The sequence below is a fragment of the Microbacterium sp. USTB-Y genome, assembly GCF_023703415.1.
In the GTDB taxonomy this organism is placed as follows: domain Bacteria; phylum Actinomycetota; class Actinomycetes; order Actinomycetales; family Microbacteriaceae; genus Microbacterium.
This window is the reverse complement of sequence record NZ_JAGMTU010000004.1, coordinates 1-19,137: the sequence shown is the minus strand read 5'-3', so window position 1 is coordinate 19,137 and position 19,137 is coordinate 1. Positions and strand designations below refer to the sequence as shown.

Here is a 19,137-nt window from a genome sequence, read left to right as displayed (position 1 = left end):
TCTTCCGGCGGAAAGCGGCGGCACCTGACTGCGTCTCCTCCCGCGGCGACGCCAGAGACCTCTCCCGCCATGACTTCGCACACCTCGTCCACTCCGGTCCACCCGAGCCTCTTCCGCCGGGTCGGGCTGTCGTATTTCCTCATCGCCTTCATCGCCCGGCTTCCCTTCGCGATGATGGTCGTCGGGGTGCTCACCGTCGTCGTCGCCGCCCGCGAGTCGGTGGCGCTCGGCGGACTCACCTCCGCGGCCGTGGGCATCGGCACCGCCTGCTTCGGTCCGCTGCTGGGCGCCGCGGCCGACCGTCGCGGGCAGCGGATCGTGCTCGGCCTCATCTCCGTCGCCAACGCCGCGGCGCTGATCGGGTTCACGTTCGTCGTCTACTCACCGGCGCCCGAGCCGCTCGTGCTGCTCAGCGCGTTCGCGATCGGCGCCACCGCACCGCAGGTCTCGCCGATGTCGCGGTCGCGCCTGGTCACGATCATCGCCGAGCGGGTTCCTGCCGAGCGTCGCGCCCGCACCACGTCGTCGACGATGTCGTACGAGTCGGCCGCCGACGAGACGGTGTTCGTGTTCGGCCCTTTCCTCGTGGGCGTGCTCGCCACGGCCATCGCGCCCTGGATGCCCCTCGTGATCGCCGCCGCCCTCATCCTCGTGTTCGTGGGCGCTTTCGCCCTGCATCCGACCGCCGCACACGTCTCCGCGCAGCGCGGCGCCGACGGGCACGCGACCTCGCGTGTCTCGGAGCTGTTCCGCCCTCGGCTGATGATCGTGGTGGTGGGCATGCTCGGGGTCGGCGTGTTCTTCGGCGCCATGCTCACCTCGCTCACCGCGTTCATGACGGAGCACGGCCGGGCCGAGGAGGCGGGCCTGCTCTACGGCGCGCTGGGCGTCGGGTCCGCGATCCTCGCGCTCGGCGTCGCGTTCCTGCCGGCACGGTTCACGCTCGCCGCGCGCTGGCTCGTCTTCGCCGGCGTGCTGTTCGGCGGCAGCCTGATGCTGCCCTGGGTGCACGACGTGGGGGCGATGCTGATCGCCCTGACGGTGATGGGCTGCGGGATCGGCCCGACCCTGGTGACCCAGTTCAGCCTGGGCGCGGCGTTCGGCCCCGCCGATCGATCCGCCACCGTGATGACGATGCTCGGCTCGGCGATGGTGGTCGGTCAGGCGATCGGCGCCGTCACCGCCGGCCAGGTCGCCGATGCCGGCGGTGCGCAGACGGCCCTCGTGCTGCCGGTCGCCGCCGCTGCGCTGGTGCTGGTCGCCGGCGTGGCGAACGCGCTGCGGGCGCGCTCGCGCCGCGCCGCGGACTGACGCGCACCGCCGGTCGGCGTCGGTTGGCTAGCCTGGAGATGCAGCCCCCGCTGCCGTGAGGAGCGTTCCATGCCTTCGTCCACACCGACCGCGCCGTTCGTGATCGTCGCCAACCGTCTTCCCGTCGACCGGGTGCACGGTCCCGACGGCTCCGAGGTCTGGCGGCGTTCGCCCGGCGGCCTCGTGGCCGCGCTCGAGCCCGTCATGCAGGCCGTCGACGGGGCGTGGGTGGGGTGGGCCGGGCAACCGGATCTGGAGCTCGACCCGTTCACGGAGGACGGGATCCGCCTGCTCCCCGTGTCGCTGTCGGCCCAGGAGGTCGAGGAGTTCTACGAGGGCTTCTCGAACGACACGATCTGGCCGCTGTATCACGACGTCATCGCGCCGCCGCAGTTCCACCGGGAGTGGTGGGACGCCTACGTCCGGGTGAACCGGCGCTTCGCCGAGCGGGCGGCCCAGGCCGTGTCCGAGGGCGGAACGGTCTGGGTGCACGACTATCAGCTCCAGCTGGTGCCCGCGATGCTGCGCGAGCGCCGTCCCGATCTCACCATCGGGTACTTCCACCACATCCCGTTCCCCGCGCACGGCCTGTACGCGCAGCTGCCCTGGCGCGATCAGGTGCTCCAGGGGCTGCTGGGCGCCGATGTCGTGGGCTTCCAGCGGGCGCAGGACGCCACGAACTTCCTGACGGCCGTGCGCCGCAGGCTGAGGCTGGACGTCAAGGGATCCACGGTGTCCGTGCCCTACGGCGGCGCGCGCACGTCCGTCGCCCAGGCGTTCCCGATCTCCATCGACACGACGCCGTACCTCGAACTCGCGGCGCGCCCGGACGTGCGTGCTCGGGCCGCCGAGATCCGCGAGGGACTCGGCAACCCGAAGAAGATCCTGCTCGGGGTGGACCGCCTCGACTACACCAAGGGGATCCGGCACCGGATCAAGGCGTTCGGCGAGCTGCTGGATCAGGGGCGCATCTCCGTCGAGGACGTCACTCTCGTGCAGGTCGCCAGCCCCAGTCGGGAGCGGGTCGACGCCTATGTGCAGCTGCGGGACGAGATCGAGCTCGCCGTCGCGCGGATCAACGGCGACCACGACACGATCGACCACACGGCGATCCGCTACCTGCACCAGGGCTTCCCGCGCGAGGAGATGGTCGCGCTCTACCTCGCCGCCGACGCGATGCTCGTCACCGCCCTCCGCGACGGCATGAACCTCGTCGCCAAGGAGTACGTCGCCACCCGCGGCGACCACCGCGGGGTGCTCGTGCTCAGCGAGTTCACCGGTGCCGCCGACGAGCTGCGCCAGGCGGTGCTGGTCAACCCGCACGACATCGAGGGGCTCAAGGACGCGATCATGCAGGCCGTCGAGATGCCTCCGCGCGAGCAGGCGCGCCGCATGCGGGCGCTGCGCAAACGGGTGCTGGAGAACGACGTGAACGCCTGGTCGCAGGAGTTCCTCACCGCCCTCGAGGACGTACGGAGCACGCGATGACCCGCGACTGGACCCCCGGAGACCTCGATCCCGCCCTCGCGGCGATCGCCCGCACGCCGCGCCTGCTGGTCGCGCTCGACTTCGACGGCACCGTCTCGCCGCACGTCGCGGACCCGATGTCGGCCCGGGCGCTGCCGGCGGCCGTCGCCGCCGTGGGGCGTCTCGCCGCACTGCCGCAGACCTTCGTCGCCTACGCGTCCGGGCGCAGCCTGCACGACCTCCGCGAGATCACCGAGCACGAGGACGGCTCGCCGATCCTGCTCGCCGGATCCCACGGCGCGCAGTTCTGGTTCCCGGACACGGGGGAGGAGACGGACCTCTCCTCCGAGCCCGCCGATCAGGCGGAGGTCGTCGCCGAGCTGCGCGCGCTGATCGCCGATCTCGACGGCGTGGTCCACGAGCCGAAGACCTTCGGCTTCGGCGTGCACACGCGCACGGCGGCGCCCGGGCAGGAGGAGATCGCGTTCCTGCGCGTGGAGAAGTGGGCCTCCGAGCGCATCCCCTCGTGGCGCCGTCGCACGGGGCACCATCTGCGCGAGTTCTCCTGGCGGGCCGAGGGCAAGGACGCGGCGCTCGCGCGCCTTCGGACGCACGTGCAGGCGACCGGCGTGCTCTTCGCCGGCGACGACGTCACCGACGAGGACGGGATGCGCACGCTCGGCAGTGAGGACCTGGGCGTGCGGATCGGCGCGGGCGAGACGGCCGCGGGACTGCGCGTCGCCGATCCCGCCGCGTTCGCGGGTCTCCTCGACGCCCTGGCCGACGCCAGGGCGAGCGCGCAATAGACTTCTTCCATGCGCGCGCAGGACGAACACGGTCGTCCGTTCGTCGTGCGCATCCGCGTCCTGGCCCGCGAGGATCATGCGTTAGGCTTGACGCACGTTCGATGCGTGATCGGCACAACCGGATCACGGATCGGACGCAGAGCTCCGGCGGTCTCGCAGTCCGTCGGGCGCGATGGTGATCTGATTCGGGTCGATATCGCGGCTCGTGCTCTCGGCCCACTCGCCGGGACGCCTGAGCCGGGCTCCTACCGCGACGATGTTCGTCGCGACGTCGAGCCGACTTCCCCGCGCTGCACCCGAGGCGTTCCAGCCCAGCATTCCCGACCCCTGCGGCCCGCTCCCCGCGGACCGGGTCGGAGAGTCGTCCGCGACGGGGCATCGTCCCGCCGCTTCCGCCGATCGTTCATCACCGCAAGGAACCTTCATGACCGCTGATACCGCTCCAGCCGTCCCTCGTCCGCCTGCCCGCCCGGCGGCGGCCCCTGTCCTCACCGGCGCGCAGGCCGTCGTCCGCTCCCTCGAGCTCCTCGGGGTCACGGATGTGTTCGGCATCCCCGGCGGCGCGATCATGGAGGTCTACGACCCGCTGATGGCGTCGACCGAGCTGCGTCACATCCTCGTGCGTCACGAGCAGGGCGGCGGTCACGCCGCCGAGGGCTACGCCACCGCCTCCGGGAAGGTCGGCGTCACCATCGCGACCTCCGGTCCCGGGGCGACCAACCTCGTCACCGCGATCGCGGACGCCTACATGGACTCCATCCCGATCGTCGCGATCACCGGACAGGTGTTCTCCCGGCTGATGGGCACGGATGCGTTCCAGGAGGCGGACATCGTCGGCATCACCATGCCGATCACCAAGCACTCGATCCTCGTCAAGCGTCCGGAGGACATCCCGGGCGCCATCGCCGCGGCGTTCGAGATCGCCGCGACCGGTCGTCCCGGGCCCGTCCTGGTGGACATCACCAAGGACGCGCAGCAGGCGACGGCGCCCTTCGTGTGGCCGCCGAAGTACGACCTGCCCGGCTACCGTCCCGTGACGAAGGCGCACGGCAAGCAGATCCAGGCCGCGGCGACCCTGCTCGCAGAGGCCAAGAAGCCGGTGCTCTACGTCGGCGGCGGCATCATCCGCGGCAACGCCTCGGAGGAGCTGCTGACCCTCGCCGAGCTCACCGGCGCTCCCGTCGTGACCACGCTGATGGCGCGTGGCGCGTTCCCCGACTCGCACCCGCAGCACGTCGGCATGCCCGGCATGCACGGCACGGTGCCGGCGGTGCTCGCGCTGCAGGAGGCCGATCTGCTCGTGGCCCTCGGCACCCGGTTCGACGACCGCGTGACGGGCAAGGCCGAGCTGTTCGCCCCGAACGCGAAGGTCGTCCACGTCGACATCGACCCGGCCGAGATCTCCAAGATCCGCACCGCCGACGTGCCCATCGTGGGCGGCGTGCGCGAGGTCATCACGGATCTCGAGGCCGCGTTCCGCGGGCTCACCGGTGGCGCCAAGGGCGACATCGAGGAGTGGTGGGCCTACCTCGACGGGCTGCGTGCCGAGTTCCCGCTCGGCTACACGCCGCCCGAGGACGGCCTGATGTCCCCGCAGCACGTGATCCAGCGGATCGGCGAGCTCACCGGCCCCGAGGCGGTCTACGCCGCAGGCGTCGGCCAGCATCAGATGTGGGCGGCGCAGTTCATCAAGTACGAGCGCCCCAACTCCTGGCTGAACTCCGGCGGTGCCGGCACCATGGGCTACGCCGTGCCGGCGGCCATGGGCGCCAAGGTCGCCGAGCCCGACCGCGTGGTCTGGGCGATCGACGGCGACGGCTGCTTCCAGATGACCAACCAGGAGCTCGCGACCTGCGTCATCAACGACATCCCGATCAAGGTCGCGATCATCAACAACTCCTCCCTGGGCATGGTCCGCCAGTGGCAGACCCTGTTCTACGAGGGCCGGCACTCGAACACCGACCTGAACACCGGGCACGGGACGATCCGGATCCCCGACTTCGTCAAGCTCGCCGAGGCCTACGGCTGCCTCGCGATCCGGGTGGAGAAGGAGGAGGAGATCGACGCCGCCATCAAGCTCGCCCTCGAGACGAACGATCGCCCCGTCGTGATCGACTTCGTCGTCAGCGCGGATGCCATGGTGTGGCCGATGGTGCCGCAGGGCGTCAGCAACAGCTACATCCAGTACGCGCGCGACCACGCGCCCGCTTTCGACGAGGAGGACTGATCCATGTCCACGCATGTGCTGAGCCTCCTGGTGGAGGACACCCCGGGTATCCTGACCCGCGTCGCCGGACTGTTCGCGCGCCGCGGCTTCAACATCGAGTCGCTCGCCGTGGGCGTGACGGAGGTGCCGGGCATCTCCCGGATCACGGTCGTCGTCGACGTCGAGGAGTTCCCGCTCGAGCAGGTGACCAAGCAGCTGAACAAGCTGATCAACGTCATCAAGATCGTCGAGCTGGAGCAGAGCGCCTCCGTGCAGCGTGAGCACATGCTCATCAAGGTGCGCACGGACAACAACAGCCGTTCGAACGTGCTCGAGGTCGTGAACCTCTTCCGCGCGTCCGTCGTCGACTACGCGCCCGAGGCGCTCGTGGTCGAGGTCACGGGCGACAAGGGCAAGGTCGACGCGCTGCTGCGCGCACTCGAGCCGTTCGGCATCAAGGAGCTCGCCCAGTCGGGCCTGCTCGCGATCGGCCGCGGCGGCAAGAGCATCACGGAGCGCGTGCTGCGCAGCTGACCCCCGCCGGCCCCTGAGCCCGTCGACGGGGCCGGCAGCAGAACTTCCCAGAACCCCAACAAGGAGAAACACACAGTGAGCACCGAGATCTTCTACGACGCAGACGCGGACCTGTCGATCATCCAGAACAAGAAGGTCGCGATCGTCGGCTACGGCTCCCAGGGCCACGCGCACGCGATGAACCTGCGCGACAGCGGCGTCGAGGTCGCGATCGCCCTCAAGGAGGGCTCGCGCTCGATCGCCAAGGCCGAGGAGGCCGGCTTCCCCGTCAAGACCGTCGCCGAGGCGACCCAGTGGGCCGACCTCATCATGATCCTCGCGCCGGACCAGCACCAGCGCGGCATCTACAGCGAGTCGATCGCGCCGAACCTCACCGCGGGCAAGACCCTCGCGTTCGCGCACGGGTTCAACATCCGCTTCGGCTACATCGACGCTCCCGAGGGCGTCGATGTGATCCTCATCGCCCCGAAGGCCCCGGGTCACACCGTGCGCCGCGAGTTCGTCGCCGGCCGCGGCATCCCGGACATCATCGCCGTGGAGCGCGACGCGTCGGGCAACGCCTGGGCGACCGCCCTCTCGTACGCGAAGGCGATCGGCGGCACCCGCGCCGGCGTCATCAAGACCACCTTCACCGAGGAGACCGAGACCGACCTGTTCGGCGAGCAGGCCGTGCTCTGCGGTGGCATGAGCCACCTCGTGCAGGCGGGCTTCGAGACCCTCACCGAGGCGGGCTACCAGCCGCAGATCGCCTACTTCGAGGTGCTGCACGAGCTCAAGCTCATCGTCGACCTGATGTGGGAGGGCGGCATCGCCAAGCAGCGCTGGTCGATCTCCGACACCGCCGAGTTCGGCGACTACGTCTCCGGTCCGCGCATCATCGACGCCGGTGTGAAGGAGCGCATGAAGGAGGTCCTCGCGGACATCCAGTCCGGCGCCTTCGCGACCCGCTTCATCGAGGACCAGGACAACGGCGCGACCGAGTTCCTCGCCCTTCGCGAGAAGGAGCAGGGGCACCCGATCGAGGCCACCGGCAAGGAGCTGCGTGCGCTCTTCGCCTGGAAGTCGCAGGACGAGGACTACGTCGAGGGCAGCGCCGCGCGCTGACCCACGGCTGACGAGAGAACGGGCGTCCCTTCGGGGGCGCCCGTTCTGTCATCTGTTCCGAGGACGCCGAGCCCGGTCGCGCTGCGCGCGTCCTCGCTCGACGACTCCGGGGCGCGCTACGCCGGGAAGACCACGCCCTCGCCGACCACGCGCAGGGCGATGCGCTGGCCGGGGCGGGTGAGGGCCGGGTTGGCGTGCCGGATGACGATCACCGGCGGCTCCGCATCGAGGCGGGGATCCGCGCCGGCGCGGGGCTCCAGCCGGATCCGCGCCGACGTCTCCGACCCGAAGTAGACGCCCGACTCGACGGTCGCCCGGATCGGAGAGTCGGCGACGAGCTGCACCTGCTCCGGGCGCAGCATGAGCTGCACATGCCCCTGGACCGGTGGATTCCGCACCGGCACGTAGCCCAGCGCGCAGGACGCGAGGGATCCGTCCAGCCAGGCGTCCAGCACGATCGCCTCGCCGAGGAACTCCGCCACCCCGCGGTCCGCCGGACGCGTGTACACGACGAACGGGTGCCCCGTCTGCACGAGGCGGCCGTCGCGCATCACGGCCACCTGGTCGGAGAAGCTCAGCGCCTCGGACTGGTCGTGCGTGACGAGGATGGTCGTCGTGCCGGCATCGGTCAGGATCCGGGCCACCGCCTCCCGCGTCGCGGCGCGCAGTCCGGTGTCGAGGGCGGAGAACGGCTCGTCCAGCAGCATCAGCTCGGGCTCGCGGGCGAGCGCCCGGGCGATCGCGACGCGCTGCTGCTGTCCGCCCGAGAGCTGGTCCGGGCGGCGATCCGCCACGTCCTGCGGCAGGGCGACGAGAGCCAGCAGCTCAGCCACCCGCCGATCCCGGGCGGCGCGGCCGAGGTCGTCGAGGCCGAAGGAGATGTTGCGCGCGACCGAGAGATGCGGGAACAGGCCGCCGTCCTGCGTCACGTAGCCGATGTCGCGGCGATGGACGGGAACCCAGGTATCGGGACCCGCGACGGAGCGGGATCCCAGCACGACCTCGCCCTGCTCCGGGCGCTCGAAACCGGCGATGATGCGCAGCAGGGTGGTCTTGCCCGACCCCGAGGCGCCGACGATCGCGGTGATCCCGCCCTTCTGCACAGCGAGGTCGACGCCGTGCAGCACGCGATGCCCGCCGTACGACGCAGTGACGCCGGCCACCTGCAGGTGCGCGGTGGGCAGGGGGCCGGTCCCGGGCGAGGGCACGGCGCCGAGCGATCCGAGGTTGCGTGCGGTCATGCGTTCTCCGCGGTCGAGGGGGCGGGCGTCGTCGAACTGCCGGGGGAGGCGTCGGCGGTGGAGAGCACCGCGGACTGCCGGAAGAGCAGATAGGTCATGGGGGCGGAGAGCAGGATCAGGAGCGTCGCGTACGGCGCGGCACCCGCGAAGTCGATCTCGCTGGACAGGCTCCAGAACCGTGTGGCGAGCGTCTGCACGCCGATCGGCGAGAGCAGCAGGGTCGCGGTCAGCTCCCCGGCCACCGCGAGGAACACCATCGCCAGGGCGGCGGCCGTCGCGGGCGCCACCAGGCGCAGCGTGACCCCGAAGAAGGCCCGCAGCGGCCGACGGCCGAGCGCCTGCGCCGCTTCCTCGAGGCTCTGCGGCGCCTGTGCGATGCCCGCCTGGAGCGGCACCAGTGCGCGGGGAAGGAAGAGGAGGGCATAGGCGAGGAGCAGCAGTGCCGTCGTCTGGTACAGCGCCGGCACGAAGAAGAGCGAGACCGTGACGAGTGCGAGCGCGAGCACGATGCCCGGCATGGAGCTGGTGATGTAGTTCGTGCGCTCCAGCAGCCGGCTGAGCGCGCCGGGACGGCGCACGGCGAGCCAGGACAGCGGGAACGCAGCGACGACGGTGACCACACCGCCGCCGAGCGCGAGAGCGAGCGTCTGCAGCAGGGTCGGCACCAGATCGGGCGCCGTCCAGACCGCGGTGCCGCCGTAGGCCAGCCAGCCGCCGATGACGACCGCGGGCACACCGAGCGCGGCGACGCCGAGGGCGAGCAGGGCGACCTGGGCCGGGAGCTGCCACCCGCGCAGCCGGATCCGTCGGGGCGGCGCTGCCGTACCCGATCCGATCCGTGCGTAGCGGGCGCGTCCGCGGGCGCGGCTCTCCAGCAGCAGCAGCGCGAAGCAGAGCAGCATGAGCACGCCGGACAGCATGCTCCCCGCCGACCCGTTGAACGTGGAGCGGTACTGATCCATGATCGCGGTCGTGAACGTGTCGAAGCGGATCAGGGCGAACGCGCCGTACTCGCTGAGCAGGTGCAGCCCCACGAGCAGCGCGCCGCCGAGCAGCGCGAGGCGCAGCTGCGGCAGCACGGTCCCGAAGAACACGCGCACCGGACCGCGGCCGAGGCTCGCCGCGGCCTGCTCGAGGGAGGGATCCAGGCGCGCGAGCGCGGCGCGCACCGGGAGGTACACGAGCGGGAAGTAGGACAGCGTCGCCAGCAGCACGCCGGATCCGAGTCCGGCGAGCGAGGGGACCGCGGAGACCCAGGCGTAGGAGTTCACGAACGCGGGGATCGCGAGCGGCATCGCGAGCACCGCGCCCCACGCCCCGGCGCCCGCGAGCGACGTCCGTTCGACGAGCCACGCGCCGCCGACCCCGATCACGGCACACAGTGGCACGGTGATCGCGACGAGCAGCACGGTGTTCGTCAGCAGCTCGCCGACCCGTGGGCGGAAGATCAGCGCCGCCGACTCGGCCCAGCCGATCTGGGCCGCGGTCGTGACGACGAAGAGCAGCGGAAGCAGCGAGAGCGCCGCGACCACGACGCCGGCGGTGATCACGACCCAGGATCCGGCTCCCCGGGAGACGCCGCGGGGCGGCCGGAGCCGTTGCGCTCCGACCGCCCGTCGGGAAGTGGTCGTGGTGGTGATGTCTGCGCCCTAGAGCAGGCCCGCCTGGGTCATCAGATCGGTGACCTGCTTGGAGTTCAGCGTAGCCGGGTCGATGGTCGGCGCCTGCAGGTCCTCGAGGGGAACGAGCTTCGGGTTCGCGGCGACCCCGGATCCGACCGGGTACTCGAACGAGGTTCCGGTCTGCAGGATCTTCTGGCCCTCGGTGCCCGTCACGAACGCGAGGAACTTCTGCGCTGCGGCCTGGTGCTTGCTCGACTTCAGCACGCCGCCCCCGGACACCGAGACGAACGCACCCGGATCCTGGTTCTTGAAGTAGTGCAGCTGCACGTTCTTCGAGTTCTCTCCGGTCGCCGCCTGATCGCCGAACCAGTAGTAGTGGTAGATCACCGCGCCGTCGATCTCACCGGCGTTGACCGCCTTCATCGCGGTGGAGTTGCCCTTGTAGGCGACCGAGTTGGTCTTCATGGCCTTCAGCCACTCCTCGGCGGCGTCGGCGCCCTTGAGCTGCACGAGCGCCGAGACGATGGCCTGGAAGTCGGCGCCGGAGGGCGATGCGGCCCAGCGGCCCTTCCAGGACGGGTCGGCGAGATCCATCAGCGACTTCGGCAGCTGCGCCTCGGTGAGCTTCGACGTGTTGTAGGCGAACACGGTCGAGCGGGCCGCGATGCCGACCCACTTGCCGGAGGACGGGCGGTACTCCGTCGGGACGTTCTTCAGCGCCTCGTCGCCCGGCGACGCGAACAGGCCCGCCTTCTCGACGGCCGACATCGACGGCGAGTTCTCGGTGAGGAACACGTCGGCGGGGGAGCGATCGCCCTCCTGGATGAGCTGCTGGGACATCTCGGTGTCGTCGCCGTTGCGCACCTGGACCTTGATGCCGGTCGCCGTCGTGAACGCATCGGTCCACGACTTCGTGAGCTCTTCGTGCTGCGCGTTGTAGATCGTGATGGTCTGCCCGGCGAGGTTATCGCCGCCGGTGCTCGCGGCGGGCGTGGAGCCGCCGCCGCTGCAGGCGGTCAAGGCCAGGGCGACGGCGGAGGCTGCTGCCGCAGCGGAGAGCAGGCGGAGGGAACGGTTCACGGAGAGTCCTTCGTGGCGGGGGTGATGCGGAGGTCGCGAATCACATCGTAGGTAAGGCAAGCCTCACTCACCAACCTGATGACATTCCTGAGAACCGTGCGAGGTCTGCCTGAACGGGCGACAGGGCGATCAGCCCACGCCGTAGAACCTCGCCGCGTTGCCCCAGAGGACGGCGTCGGCGTCGAGGCCTCGGGCCGCCGCCCACTCCACCACCGTCTCGGCCCAGAGCCCGCGGCTCTCCGCCCGGTACTCGCACGCCTCGCCGGTGATCGCCGAGACGGGCCAGTCGCTGCCCCAGAGCAGGCGGTCGGATCCGAACGCGTCGGCGGCCGCATCGAGGAAGGGGATCACCTGGGCCGGGCTCCAGAGGCCTCCGGCTTCCGCGGGCAGCCCGGAGAGCTTCACGGCGACCCGCGGATGCGCCGCCAGTGCGCGCAGGTCGCGCAGCCAGCCGGCGTCGGGGCGGAGCGGATCCGCGGCGGTGCCGACGGACGGCTTCCCGAGATGGTCCAGCACGATCGGCAGCGCAGGCACCGCCCCGGCGAGATCGGAGACGTCGGGGAGTTGGTGGGCGCGCACGCAGGCGTCGAAGCGGAGCCCGCGCGCGGCCACGGCGGCGGCACCCGCACGGAAGGCGTCGTGGCGGGCGGTGCCGTCGGGCTCGTCCTGGAGGTTGTGCCGCACGCCGACGACCCCGGTGAGGCCGACGAGCGCGTCGAGATGCGCGGTCGTCTGCTCGCCCCGGTCGAGCCGTGCCCCCGCCACGATGCCGATCACGCCGGTGCGCGCGGCGGTCTCGGAGACCCAGCGCACCTCGTCGAGGAACTCCGCCTCGACGCACTCCGCCTGCACGAAGATCGCCGCAGCCCGCTCGGCGCCGGTGAGGGACGCCTTGGCGAGCTCCTCGGCGGCGTACCGCTGAGCCAGCGGTCCGTCGAGCCAGGTGTAGTCGAGGCGGGAGGGATCCCACAGGTGCAGGTGGGAGTCGAGGAGACGCATGGTGACATTCTTTCGCAGATCGCGGCCCGTGTGGCGCAGACATCCGATGTTCGCTCCAGCGCCTAGGATGACGCCATGGCAGTCACCGACGAGGCGATCGAGAAGATCAAGGCGATGATCGTGTCGGGCGAGCTCGGCCCCGGCGATCGGCTGCCGCCGGAGAAGGAACTCGCCGAGCGCCTCGGCCTGAGCCGCAACTCGATGCGCGAGGCGGTCAAGGCGCTCGAGGTGATCCGCGTCCTCGACGTGCGCCGCGGGGACGGCACCTATGTGACGAGTCTCGAGCCGCACCTCCTCCTCGAGGCGATCAGCTTCGTCGTCGACATGCACGACGACGACTCCCTGCTCGAGCTGTTCGCGGTGCGTCGCATGCTGGAGTCCCAGGCGACCGGCCTCGCTGCGACCCACGGCGATGATGAGGCGATCGCGACGCTGCAGGCGGAGATCGACGGGGTCGACGCCGCCGTCTCGATCGACGACCTCGTGGCTCACGACATCCGCTTCCACCGCGAGATCGTGCAGATGACCGGCAACGGCTATCTCGCGAGCCTCATCGACAGCCTGTCGAGCCAGACCATCCGTGCCCGGGTCTGGCGCGGGCTCACCGAGCAGGGGGCGGTCGAGCGCACGCTGTCCGAGCATCGCGCCATCGCCGATGCGATCGCGCAGCACGACCCCGCCCTCGCGACCTCGCTCGCCACCGCGCACATCGCGGGCGTCGAGCGCTGGCTGCGCCAGGCTGCCCAGGCCTGAGTCCGTTCCCACCGCTCGCGGCGGCTCGAACCGCTCCCGTCGCAGAAGATGTCGTTCTGAACGCCGGTCAGCGACATCTTCTGCGACGGGAGCAGCTCTTCTGCGACGGGAGCAGCGGAAGCCGGTGGGGGAGCCGGCCGAAGCGGCCCCGGAGCCCGGCTACTCGGCGCGCAGGCGCAGCTGGGCCATGCCGCCGTCGACCTCGATGGAGGTGCCGGTGGTGGATCCGGAGGTCGGGCTGACGAGGTACAGCACGGCGCCGGCGACCTCGTCCGGCGACACCAGGCGACCGTGCGGCTGGCGGGCGTTGAGCGCGGCGCGCTCCGCGGCGGGGTCGGAGGCGGAGTCGAGCAGCCGTCCCACCCACGGGGTGTCGGCGGTGCCAGGGTTGACCGCGTTGACGCGGATCCCCTCGCGGAGATGATCCGCCGCCATCGCCCGGGTGAGCGCGGACACGGCGCCCTTCGAGGCGGAGTAGAGCGCGCGCTGCGGCAGCCCCGTGGTCGAGGCGATCGAGGCGGTGTTGCAGATCGCGGCGGCCGGGGACTTCCGCAGCCAGGGCAGTGCCGCGGCGGAGACGCGGGCGATGCCCGTCACGTTGATCGAGAGCACGCGCGCCCACTCGTCGTCGCCGTTCGCGGCGACGTCGCCCTGTGCGCCGATCCCGGCGTTGTTCACCACGATGTCGATGCGGCCGAAGCGCTCGCCGATGGCGGCGACGGCCGCGTCCACGCTCGCCCGGTCCGACACGTCGGCCGTGAAGGCGGCGAAGCGCGGATCCGCGCCGGTCACGTCGCGGTCGAGCACCGCGACCTCGGCGCCCTGCTCGTGCAGCTGCGCGGCGATCGCCGCGCCGATCCCCGATGCGCCGCCCGTGACGATCGCGACGAGCCCTTCCACCTGACCGGTCATGCCTGTGCCTCCCATGCGATGAATTCCTGACGCTGGCTCCCCAGCCCCTCGATGTCGATCTCGACGACGTCCCCGGCGCGGAGGTACGGGAACTTCCCGCCGAACGCGACGCCCTGCGGGGTGCCCGTGAGGATGAGGTCCCCGGGCTCGAGGGTCATGTACTGCGAGATGTGGTGCACGATCTCCGCGACGGGGAAGATCATGTCGTTCGTGTTCGAGTCCTGCCGCGGCTCGCCGTTCACGAAGCTGCGCAGCCGCAGGTTCTGCACGTCGACCTCGTCGGGGGTCACGAGCCACGGCCCGGTCGGGTTGAACCCGAAGGCCGCCTTGCCCTTGGACCACTGCCCGCCGGAGACCTCCATCTGGAAGGCCCGCTCCGAGACGTCGTTGCACACCACGTATCCGGCGATGTGCGCCGCGGAGTCGGCGGGGGAGTCGAGGTAGGCGGCGCGGGATCCGATCACGACGCCGAGCTCCACCTCCCAGTCCGTCTTCTCGCTGCCGCGCGGGATCGTCACCGCGTCGTCGGGACCCACGACGGTGTTCGGCGTCTTCAGGAACAGGATCGGCACGGTGGGCGGCTCCGCGCCCGACTCGCGGGCGTGGGCGGCGTAGTTCTGCCCGACGCAGATCACGGCGCTGGGGCGCGCGATCGGCGCTCCGATGCGCTGCGCGACGGCGTCGGCCAGTTCGGGGAGGGCTCCGGCATCCAGGGCGGCACGCGTGCGGCCCACCGGGTCGGCGGCGAGGAAGTCGCCGTTCACATCGGAGGTCACGGGCCGAAGATCGTAGGTACGGCCCTCGGCGATGACGACCGGGATCTCGGATCCGGGGTCGCCCAGACGCGCGAACTTCATGATTCTCCTGCCTTCTCAGAGGGATGGGTGGATCCGCCGCCGGAACGACGTGAGCGGATGCATCCCGCGTTGACAGTATAGACATCCGATGTTTACACTCCAACTGTCGGGGCCCATGACGGCCTTCCGCGCCACCGCCCCGACTTCGGCCCAGAACAGGAGAACCGTGAGCCGCATCGTCGCGCTGGAGACCAGCGACATCCGATTCCCCACCTCGCTCAGCCTCGACGGCTCCGACGCGATGAACCCCGACCCCGACTACTCCGCGGCCTACGTGATCGTGCGAACCGACGCGGCCGACGGCATCGACGGGCACGCGTTCGTGTTCACGATCGGCCGCGGCAACGACGTGCAGGTCGCGGGCATCGACGCGCTCGCCGGGCATCTCGTGGGCCGCGAGCTGGAGCCGCTGCTCGACGACATGGGCGGCACGTTCCGGGAGATCATCGGCGACTCGCAGCTGCGCTGGCTCGGCCCGGAGAAGGGCGTCATGCACATGGCGATCGGCGCCGTGATCAACGCGCTGTGGGACATCAAGGCCAAGCGCGCAGGGCTTCCGCTCTGGCAGCTCCTCTCCCGGATGACGCCGGAGCAGCTCGTCGATCTCGTCGACTTCCGCTACCTCACCAACGCGCTCACCCGCGAGGACGCCCTGGCGATCCTGCGCGCCGCCGAGCCCGGCCGCGCCGAGCGGGAGCAGCAGTTGCTCGCGACTGGGTACCCGGGCTACACGACGAGTCCCGGCTGGCTGGGCTACTCGGACGAGAAGCTCGAGCGCCTCGCCCGGGAGGCGATGGCCGACGGGTTCACGCAGATCAAGCTCAAGGTCGGCGCCGACCTCGACGACGACATCCGGCGGTTCCGCAAGGCCCGCGAGGTGTGCGGCCCCGACTTCCCGATCGCGATCGACGCCAACCAGCGCTGGGAGGTCTCCGAGGCGATCGCCTGGGTGAACGCGCTCGCCGAGTTCCGTCCCGCGTGGATCGAGGAGCCGACGAGCCCCGACGACGTGCTCGGGCACGCCGAGATCGCCCGTGGCGTGGCGCCGATCCGCGTCGCGACCGGCGAGCACGCGCAGAACCGGATGATCTTCAAGCAGCTGCTGCAGGCCGAGGCCATCCAGGTCATGCAGATCGACGCGGTGCGCGTGGCCGGCGTGAACGAGAACATCGCGAACCTGCTGCTCGCCGCGAAGTTCGGCGTGCCGGTGTGCCCGCACGCCGGCGGCGTCGGCCTGTGCGAGGCCGTGCAGCACCTCTCCATGTTCGACTTCGTCGCCGTCTCCGGAAGCCGCGAAGGGCGCATGATCGAGTACGTGGACCACCTGCACGAGCACTTCGCGGTGCCGACCGACATCCGCGGCGGTTCCTACACGGCTCCGACGGAGCCCGGCAACGGCATGGAGATGAAGGCGGCGAGCCGCGCGGAGTTCACCTGGACCGGCGAGCACCGGGAGGCGGGCGCGCATGTCTGAGTCCGTCGACGCCACGACGCGGCCCGGCGTCCCGGCTCTGGGATACGGCGCCGCGAACGTCGGCAACCTGTTCCGCGCGCTGACCGACGACGAGGCCTGGGCCGTGCTGGACGCGGCCTGGGAGAGCGGGATCCGCCTCTACGACACGGCCCCGCACTACGGGCTCGGGCTCTCGGAGCGACGTCTCGGCGCCTTCCTGCAGACCAAGCCGCGTGACGAGTACGTGCTCTCCACCAAGGCGGGCCGCCTGCTCCGTCCGAATCCCGGCCACGTCGCGGGCGGTCTCGACACCGACAACGACTTCTTCGTGCCGGACGACCTGCAGCGCGTCTGGGACTTCTCGGACGCGGGGATCCGCGCGAGCCTCGACGAGTCGCGCGAGCGCCTCGGGATCGAGCGCATCGACATCCTCTACCTGCACGACCCGGAACGGCACGACCTGGATCTGGCGCTCTCCGAGGCGTTCCCCGCGCTCGAGGCGCTGCGTGCCCAGGGGGAGGTCGGCCGGATCGGCATCGGATCCATGACGGCCGCGGCCCTGACCGCCGCGGTGCGCTCCGCCGACCTCGACACGATCATGGTCGCCGGGCGCTACACCCTGCTCGAGCAGCCTGCGGCGGCGGACGTGATCCCGGCCTGCGCCGAGCGCGGGACCGACATCGTCGCCGCCTCGGTCTTCAACTCGGGCCTGCTCGCGCAGAGCGAGCCGCGCCGCGACGGTCGCTACGAGTACGGCGCGCTGCCGGAGGAGCTCTGGCAGCGTCTCACCCGGATCGCGGACATCTGCCGCGCGCACGGGGTCCCGCTGCCCGCGGCCGCGATACAGTACCCGCTGCAGTCCCCGGTCGTGACGTCGGTCGTGGTGGGCGGGAGCCGTCCGGAGCAGCTGCGCCAGAACGCGCAGCTCGCCGCCCTCGACATCCCCGCGGACCTCTGGCGCGAGCTCGCGGCCGAAGCTCTCATCCCTTCCTGAACAGGAGTCCTCATGCTCGAAGGAATCGACCCCCTGCTCACCGGTGAGCTGCTGCTGCACCTCGACCGGATGGGACACTCCGACGCGGTCGTCGTGGCCGACGCGCACTTCCCGGCGTGGGCGCTCGGCGCGCGCGTGGTCGATCTGCCCGGCACCACGACGCCGGCCGTGGTCGCCGCGATCCGCTCGGTGCTGCCCCTCGACGACGCCCCGGGCATGGACCTCATGGAGTCGGCCGACGCGACGGTGCTCGACGTGCAGCGGGAGCTCATGGCGGCCGCCGGCACGGACGAGGAGACCACGCGCTTCGTGGAGCGCTTCGCGTACTACGACGTCGCGCAGGGGGCCTACCTCATGGTGCGCACGGGGGAGACCCGCAAGTACGGCAACGCGCTGCTGCGCAAGGGCGTCGTCGGGCACCCCTCCGCCTGAACCGCACCCACCCGAGGATCGAGGAAGAGGCAGAGATGCGACAGCAGTGGTTCGATGAGGCCCGGTTCGGGATGTTCGTGCATTTCGGCCTCTACAGCGGGGCCGCCCGGCACGAATGGGTGCAGAACTACGAGCGCCTGACGGCGGAGGAGTATCGCGCCTACTTCGACCACTTCGACCCCGACCTGTTCGACGCGACCGCGCTCGCGCGTCGTGCGAAGGCGACGGGGATGGGCTACGTCGTGCTCACCACGAAGCACCACGACGGGTTCTGCCTCTGGGACTCGGCGCTCACCGACTACACGTCGATGACGGCGTGCGGGCGTGATCTGGTGCGCGAGTACGTCGACGCCCTGCGCGCCAAGGGACTGCGGGTGGGGCTGTACCACTCGCTCATCGACTGGCATCACCCGGACTTCACGGTGGATGGGAACCACCCTCGCCGTGCCGACGCGATCGAGCACGAGCGCAACCGCGCGCGGGACATGGATCGCTACCGCGCGTACCTGCACGGGCAGGTGCGCGAGCTGCTCACCCGGTACGGCGACATCGACTACCTGTTCTTCGACTTCACCTACCCCGAGGAGAAGGACGGCTGGGCGGGGAAGGGGCCGGCGGATTGGGACGCGGAGACGCTCCTGGCGCTCTGCCGCGAGCTGCAGCCGCAGATGCTCGTGAACGACCGGCTCGGGATCCCCGCCGACTTCGTGACGCCGGAGCAGTACCAGCCGACCGCCCCGATCGTCGTGGAGGGCGTCCCCCAGGTGTGGGAGGCGTGCCAGACGATCAACGGATCCTGGGGCTATCACCGCGACAACCACGATCAGAAGTCCGCCGTGCTGCTGGCCCAGATGCTCGCGGACTCCGTGGCGATGGACGGCAACATGCTGCTCAACGTCGGCCCGGACGGCCGGGGGAGCATCGCGCCGCGCGACGAGGCCGTGCTCGCCGAGCTGGGCGAGTGGATGCGCCTGCACCGCGACGCGATCGTCGGCGCGGGCCATGCGCCCTTCGCCGCGCCGCGCGAGGGCGTCTACACGCGGCGGGGCGACCGCCTCTACCTGCACCTGTTCTCCTGGCCGCTCGGCTACGTGCACCTCGAGGGGCTCGCGGACCGCGTCACGTACGCGCGTCTGCTGAACGACGGATCCTGGCTGAAGACCTCGGTGACGGATCCGCACCAGCAGGCGTCGCTCATGACTCCGGCGGGGGAGCAGGAGGGCACGCTCACCGTGCACCTGCCCGTGCGGCGCCCCGACGTGCTCATCCCGGTCATCGAGCTGACCCTCGCGCCCGTGGCCGCAGCCCCCCCCCCCCGGGGGCCGGGGGCCGGGGGGCCCACCCCCACGGCCCGCGCGCCGCCCCC

17 protein-coding genes are annotated in these 19,137 nt (G+C 71.1%); 11 read left to right on the top strand and 6 right to left on the bottom strand.

What is annotated here, in order from left to right; genetic code table 11:
* Nucleotides 1-69 precede the first annotated feature (69 nt).
* The 6 genes from J8G10_RS10835 (at nucleotide 70) to ilvC (ending at nucleotide 7,428) form a co-directional block, all read left to right on the top strand.
* Nucleotides 70-1,311: an MFS transporter gene (locus J8G10_RS10835; protein WP_251444403.1), complete on the top strand. Its 1,242-nt coding sequence runs from the start codon at nucleotides 70-72 to the stop codon at nucleotides 1,309-1,311.
* Between the two features lie 69 nt (nucleotides 1,312-1,380).
* The gene (locus tag J8G10_RS10830; RefSeq protein ID WP_251444401.1) at nucleotides 1,381-2,799 is read left to right on the top strand and encodes a trehalose-6-phosphate synthase; all 1,419 of its coding nucleotides are present in this window, start codon (nucleotides 1,381-1,383) and stop codon (nucleotides 2,797-2,799) included.
* The gene (gene otsB / locus J8G10_RS10825; RefSeq protein WP_251444399.1) at nucleotides 2,796-3,584 is read left to right on the top strand and encodes a trehalose-phosphatase; all 789 of its coding nucleotides are present in this window, start codon (nucleotides 2,796-2,798) and stop codon (nucleotides 3,582-3,584) included. The genes J8G10_RS10830 and otsB overlap by 4 nt, the downstream gene beginning before the upstream one ends.
* Before the next feature lie 424 nt (nucleotides 3,585-4,008).
* The gene (locus J8G10_RS10820) at nucleotides 4,009-5,811 is read left to right on the top strand and encodes an acetolactate synthase large subunit (protein WP_251444391.1); all 1,803 of its coding nucleotides are present in this window, start codon (nucleotides 4,009-4,011) and stop codon (nucleotides 5,809-5,811) included.
* Nucleotides 5,812-5,814: 3 nt separating this feature from the next.
* The gene (gene ilvN, locus J8G10_RS10815) at nucleotides 5,815-6,324 is read left to right on the top strand and encodes an acetolactate synthase small subunit (protein ID WP_251444389.1); all 510 of its coding nucleotides are present in this window, start codon (nucleotides 5,815-5,817) and stop codon (nucleotides 6,322-6,324) included.
* Nucleotides 6,325-6,399: 75 nt separating this feature from the next.
* Complete coding sequence (gene ilvC / locus J8G10_RS10810; protein WP_251444382.1) at nucleotides 6,400-7,428, top strand: ketol-acid reductoisomerase; 1,029 nt, start codon at nucleotides 6,400-6,402, stop codon at nucleotides 7,426-7,428.
* A 116-nt stretch (nucleotides 7,429-7,544) separates the two neighbouring features.
* On the opposite strand, the gene J8G10_RS10805 is transcribed toward ilvC, so the two are convergent.
* The 4 genes from J8G10_RS10805 to J8G10_RS10790 all read right to left on the bottom strand — a co-directional run bounded on the left by J8G10_RS10805 (nucleotide 7,545) and on the right by J8G10_RS10790 (nucleotide 12,370).
* Entirely contained in the window at nucleotides 7,545-8,669 is a 1,125-nt protein-coding gene (locus tag J8G10_RS10805; protein WP_251444380.1) for an ABC transporter ATP-binding protein, read from the bottom strand.
* Nucleotides 8,666-10,309 (bottom strand): ABC transporter permease, encoded by a 1,644-nt coding sequence (locus tag J8G10_RS10800; RefSeq protein ID WP_374208778.1) that lies wholly within the window; start codon nucleotides 10,307-10,309, stop codon nucleotides 8,666-8,668. Before J8G10_RS10800 ends, J8G10_RS10805 begins: the two co-directional genes overlap by 4 nt.
* 9 nt (nucleotides 10,310-10,318) lie before the next feature.
* Nucleotides 10,319-11,371: an iron ABC transporter substrate-binding protein gene (locus tag J8G10_RS10795; protein WP_251444376.1), complete on the bottom strand. Its 1,053-nt coding sequence runs from the start codon at nucleotides 11,369-11,371 to the stop codon at nucleotides 10,319-10,321.
* A gap of 129 nt (nucleotides 11,372-11,500) precedes the next feature.
* On the bottom strand, nucleotides 11,501-12,370 hold the full coding sequence (locus J8G10_RS10790; protein WP_251444374.1) for an amidohydrolase: 870 nt from the start codon (nucleotides 12,368-12,370) through the stop codon (nucleotides 11,501-11,503).
* A 75-nt stretch (nucleotides 12,371-12,445) separates the two neighbouring features.
* Here J8G10_RS10790 and J8G10_RS10785 point away from each other — a divergent pair, with 75 nt between their 5' ends.
* Entirely contained in the window at nucleotides 12,446-13,123 is a 678-nt protein-coding gene (locus tag J8G10_RS10785; RefSeq protein ID WP_251444372.1) for a FadR/GntR family transcriptional regulator, read from the top strand.
* Nucleotides 13,124-13,282: 159 nt separating this feature from the next.
* Here J8G10_RS10785 and J8G10_RS10780 read toward each other — a convergent pair whose 3' ends face one another.
* Nucleotides 13,283-14,035, bottom strand: a complete 753-nt coding sequence (locus J8G10_RS10780; RefSeq protein ID WP_251444370.1) for an SDR family NAD(P)-dependent oxidoreductase — start codon at nucleotides 14,033-14,035, stop codon at nucleotides 13,283-13,285.
* On the bottom strand, nucleotides 14,032-14,892 hold the full coding sequence (locus J8G10_RS10775; protein WP_251444369.1) for a fumarylacetoacetate hydrolase family protein: 861 nt from the start codon (nucleotides 14,890-14,892) through the stop codon (nucleotides 14,032-14,034). The genes J8G10_RS10780 and J8G10_RS10775 overlap by 4 nt, the downstream gene beginning before the upstream one ends.
* A gap of 166 nt (nucleotides 14,893-15,058) precedes the next feature.
* On the opposite strand from J8G10_RS10775, the gene J8G10_RS10770 reads away from it, so the two are divergent.
* The 4 genes from J8G10_RS10770 to J8G10_RS10755 form a co-directional block, all read left to right on the top strand.
* Nucleotides 15,059-16,366 (top strand): L-fuconate dehydratase, encoded by a 1,308-nt coding sequence (locus tag J8G10_RS10770; protein ID WP_251444368.1) that lies wholly within the window; start codon nucleotides 15,059-15,061, stop codon nucleotides 16,364-16,366.
* Nucleotides 16,359-17,339, top strand: a complete 981-nt coding sequence (locus J8G10_RS10765; RefSeq protein WP_251444367.1) for an aldo/keto reductase — start codon at nucleotides 16,359-16,361, stop codon at nucleotides 17,337-17,339. The genes J8G10_RS10770 and J8G10_RS10765 overlap by 8 nt, the downstream gene beginning before the upstream one ends.
* A gap of 12 nt (nucleotides 17,340-17,351) precedes the next feature.
* Nucleotides 17,352-17,771 (top strand): RbsD/FucU family protein, encoded by a 420-nt coding sequence (locus J8G10_RS10760; RefSeq protein WP_251444366.1) that lies wholly within the window; start codon nucleotides 17,352-17,354, stop codon nucleotides 17,769-17,771.
* A 35-nt stretch (nucleotides 17,772-17,806) separates the two neighbouring features.
* On the top strand, nucleotides 17,807-19,137 hold a 1,331-nt coding region (locus J8G10_RS10755), incomplete at its 3' end, for an alpha-L-fucosidase (RefSeq protein WP_251444365.1).

Coding starts and splice junctions, on each gene's coding strand:
- J8G10_RS10835 (WP_251444403.1), top strand. CDS start 70: ATGACTTCGCACACCTCGTCCACTCCGGTCCACCCGAGCCTCTTCCGC.
- J8G10_RS10830 (WP_251444401.1), top strand. CDS start 1,381: ATGCCTTCGTCCACACCGACCGCGCCGTTCGTGATCGTCGCCAACCGT.
- otsB (WP_251444399.1), top strand. CDS start 2,796: ATGACCCGCGACTGGACCCCCGGAGACCTCGATCCCGCCCTCGCGGCG.
- J8G10_RS10820 (WP_251444391.1), top strand. CDS start 4,009: ATGACCGCTGATACCGCTCCAGCCGTCCCTCGTCCGCCTGCCCGCCCG.
- ilvN (WP_251444389.1), top strand. CDS start 5,815: ATGTCCACGCATGTGCTGAGCCTCCTGGTGGAGGACACCCCGGGTATC.
- J8G10_RS10805 (WP_251444380.1), bottom strand. CDS start 8,669: ATGACCGCACGCAACCTCGGATCGCTCGGCGCCGTGCCCTCGCCCGGG.
- J8G10_RS10790 (WP_251444374.1), bottom strand. CDS start 12,370: ATGCGTCTCCTCGACTCCCACCTGCACCTGTGGGATCCCTCCCGCCTC.
- J8G10_RS10785 (WP_251444372.1), top strand. CDS start 12,446: ATGGCAGTCACCGACGAGGCGATCGAGAAGATCAAGGCGATGATCGTG.
- J8G10_RS10780 (WP_251444370.1), bottom strand. CDS start 14,035: ATGACCGGTCAGGTGGAAGGGCTCGTCGCGATCGTCACGGGCGGCGCA.
- J8G10_RS10775 (WP_251444369.1), bottom strand. CDS start 14,892: ATGAAGTTCGCGCGTCTGGGCGACCCCGGATCCGAGATCCCGGTCGTC.
- J8G10_RS10765 (WP_251444367.1), top strand. CDS start 16,359: ATGTCTGAGTCCGTCGACGCCACGACGCGGCCCGGCGTCCCGGCTCTG.
- J8G10_RS10760 (WP_251444366.1), top strand. CDS start 17,352: ATGCTCGAAGGAATCGACCCCCTGCTCACCGGTGAGCTGCTGCTGCAC.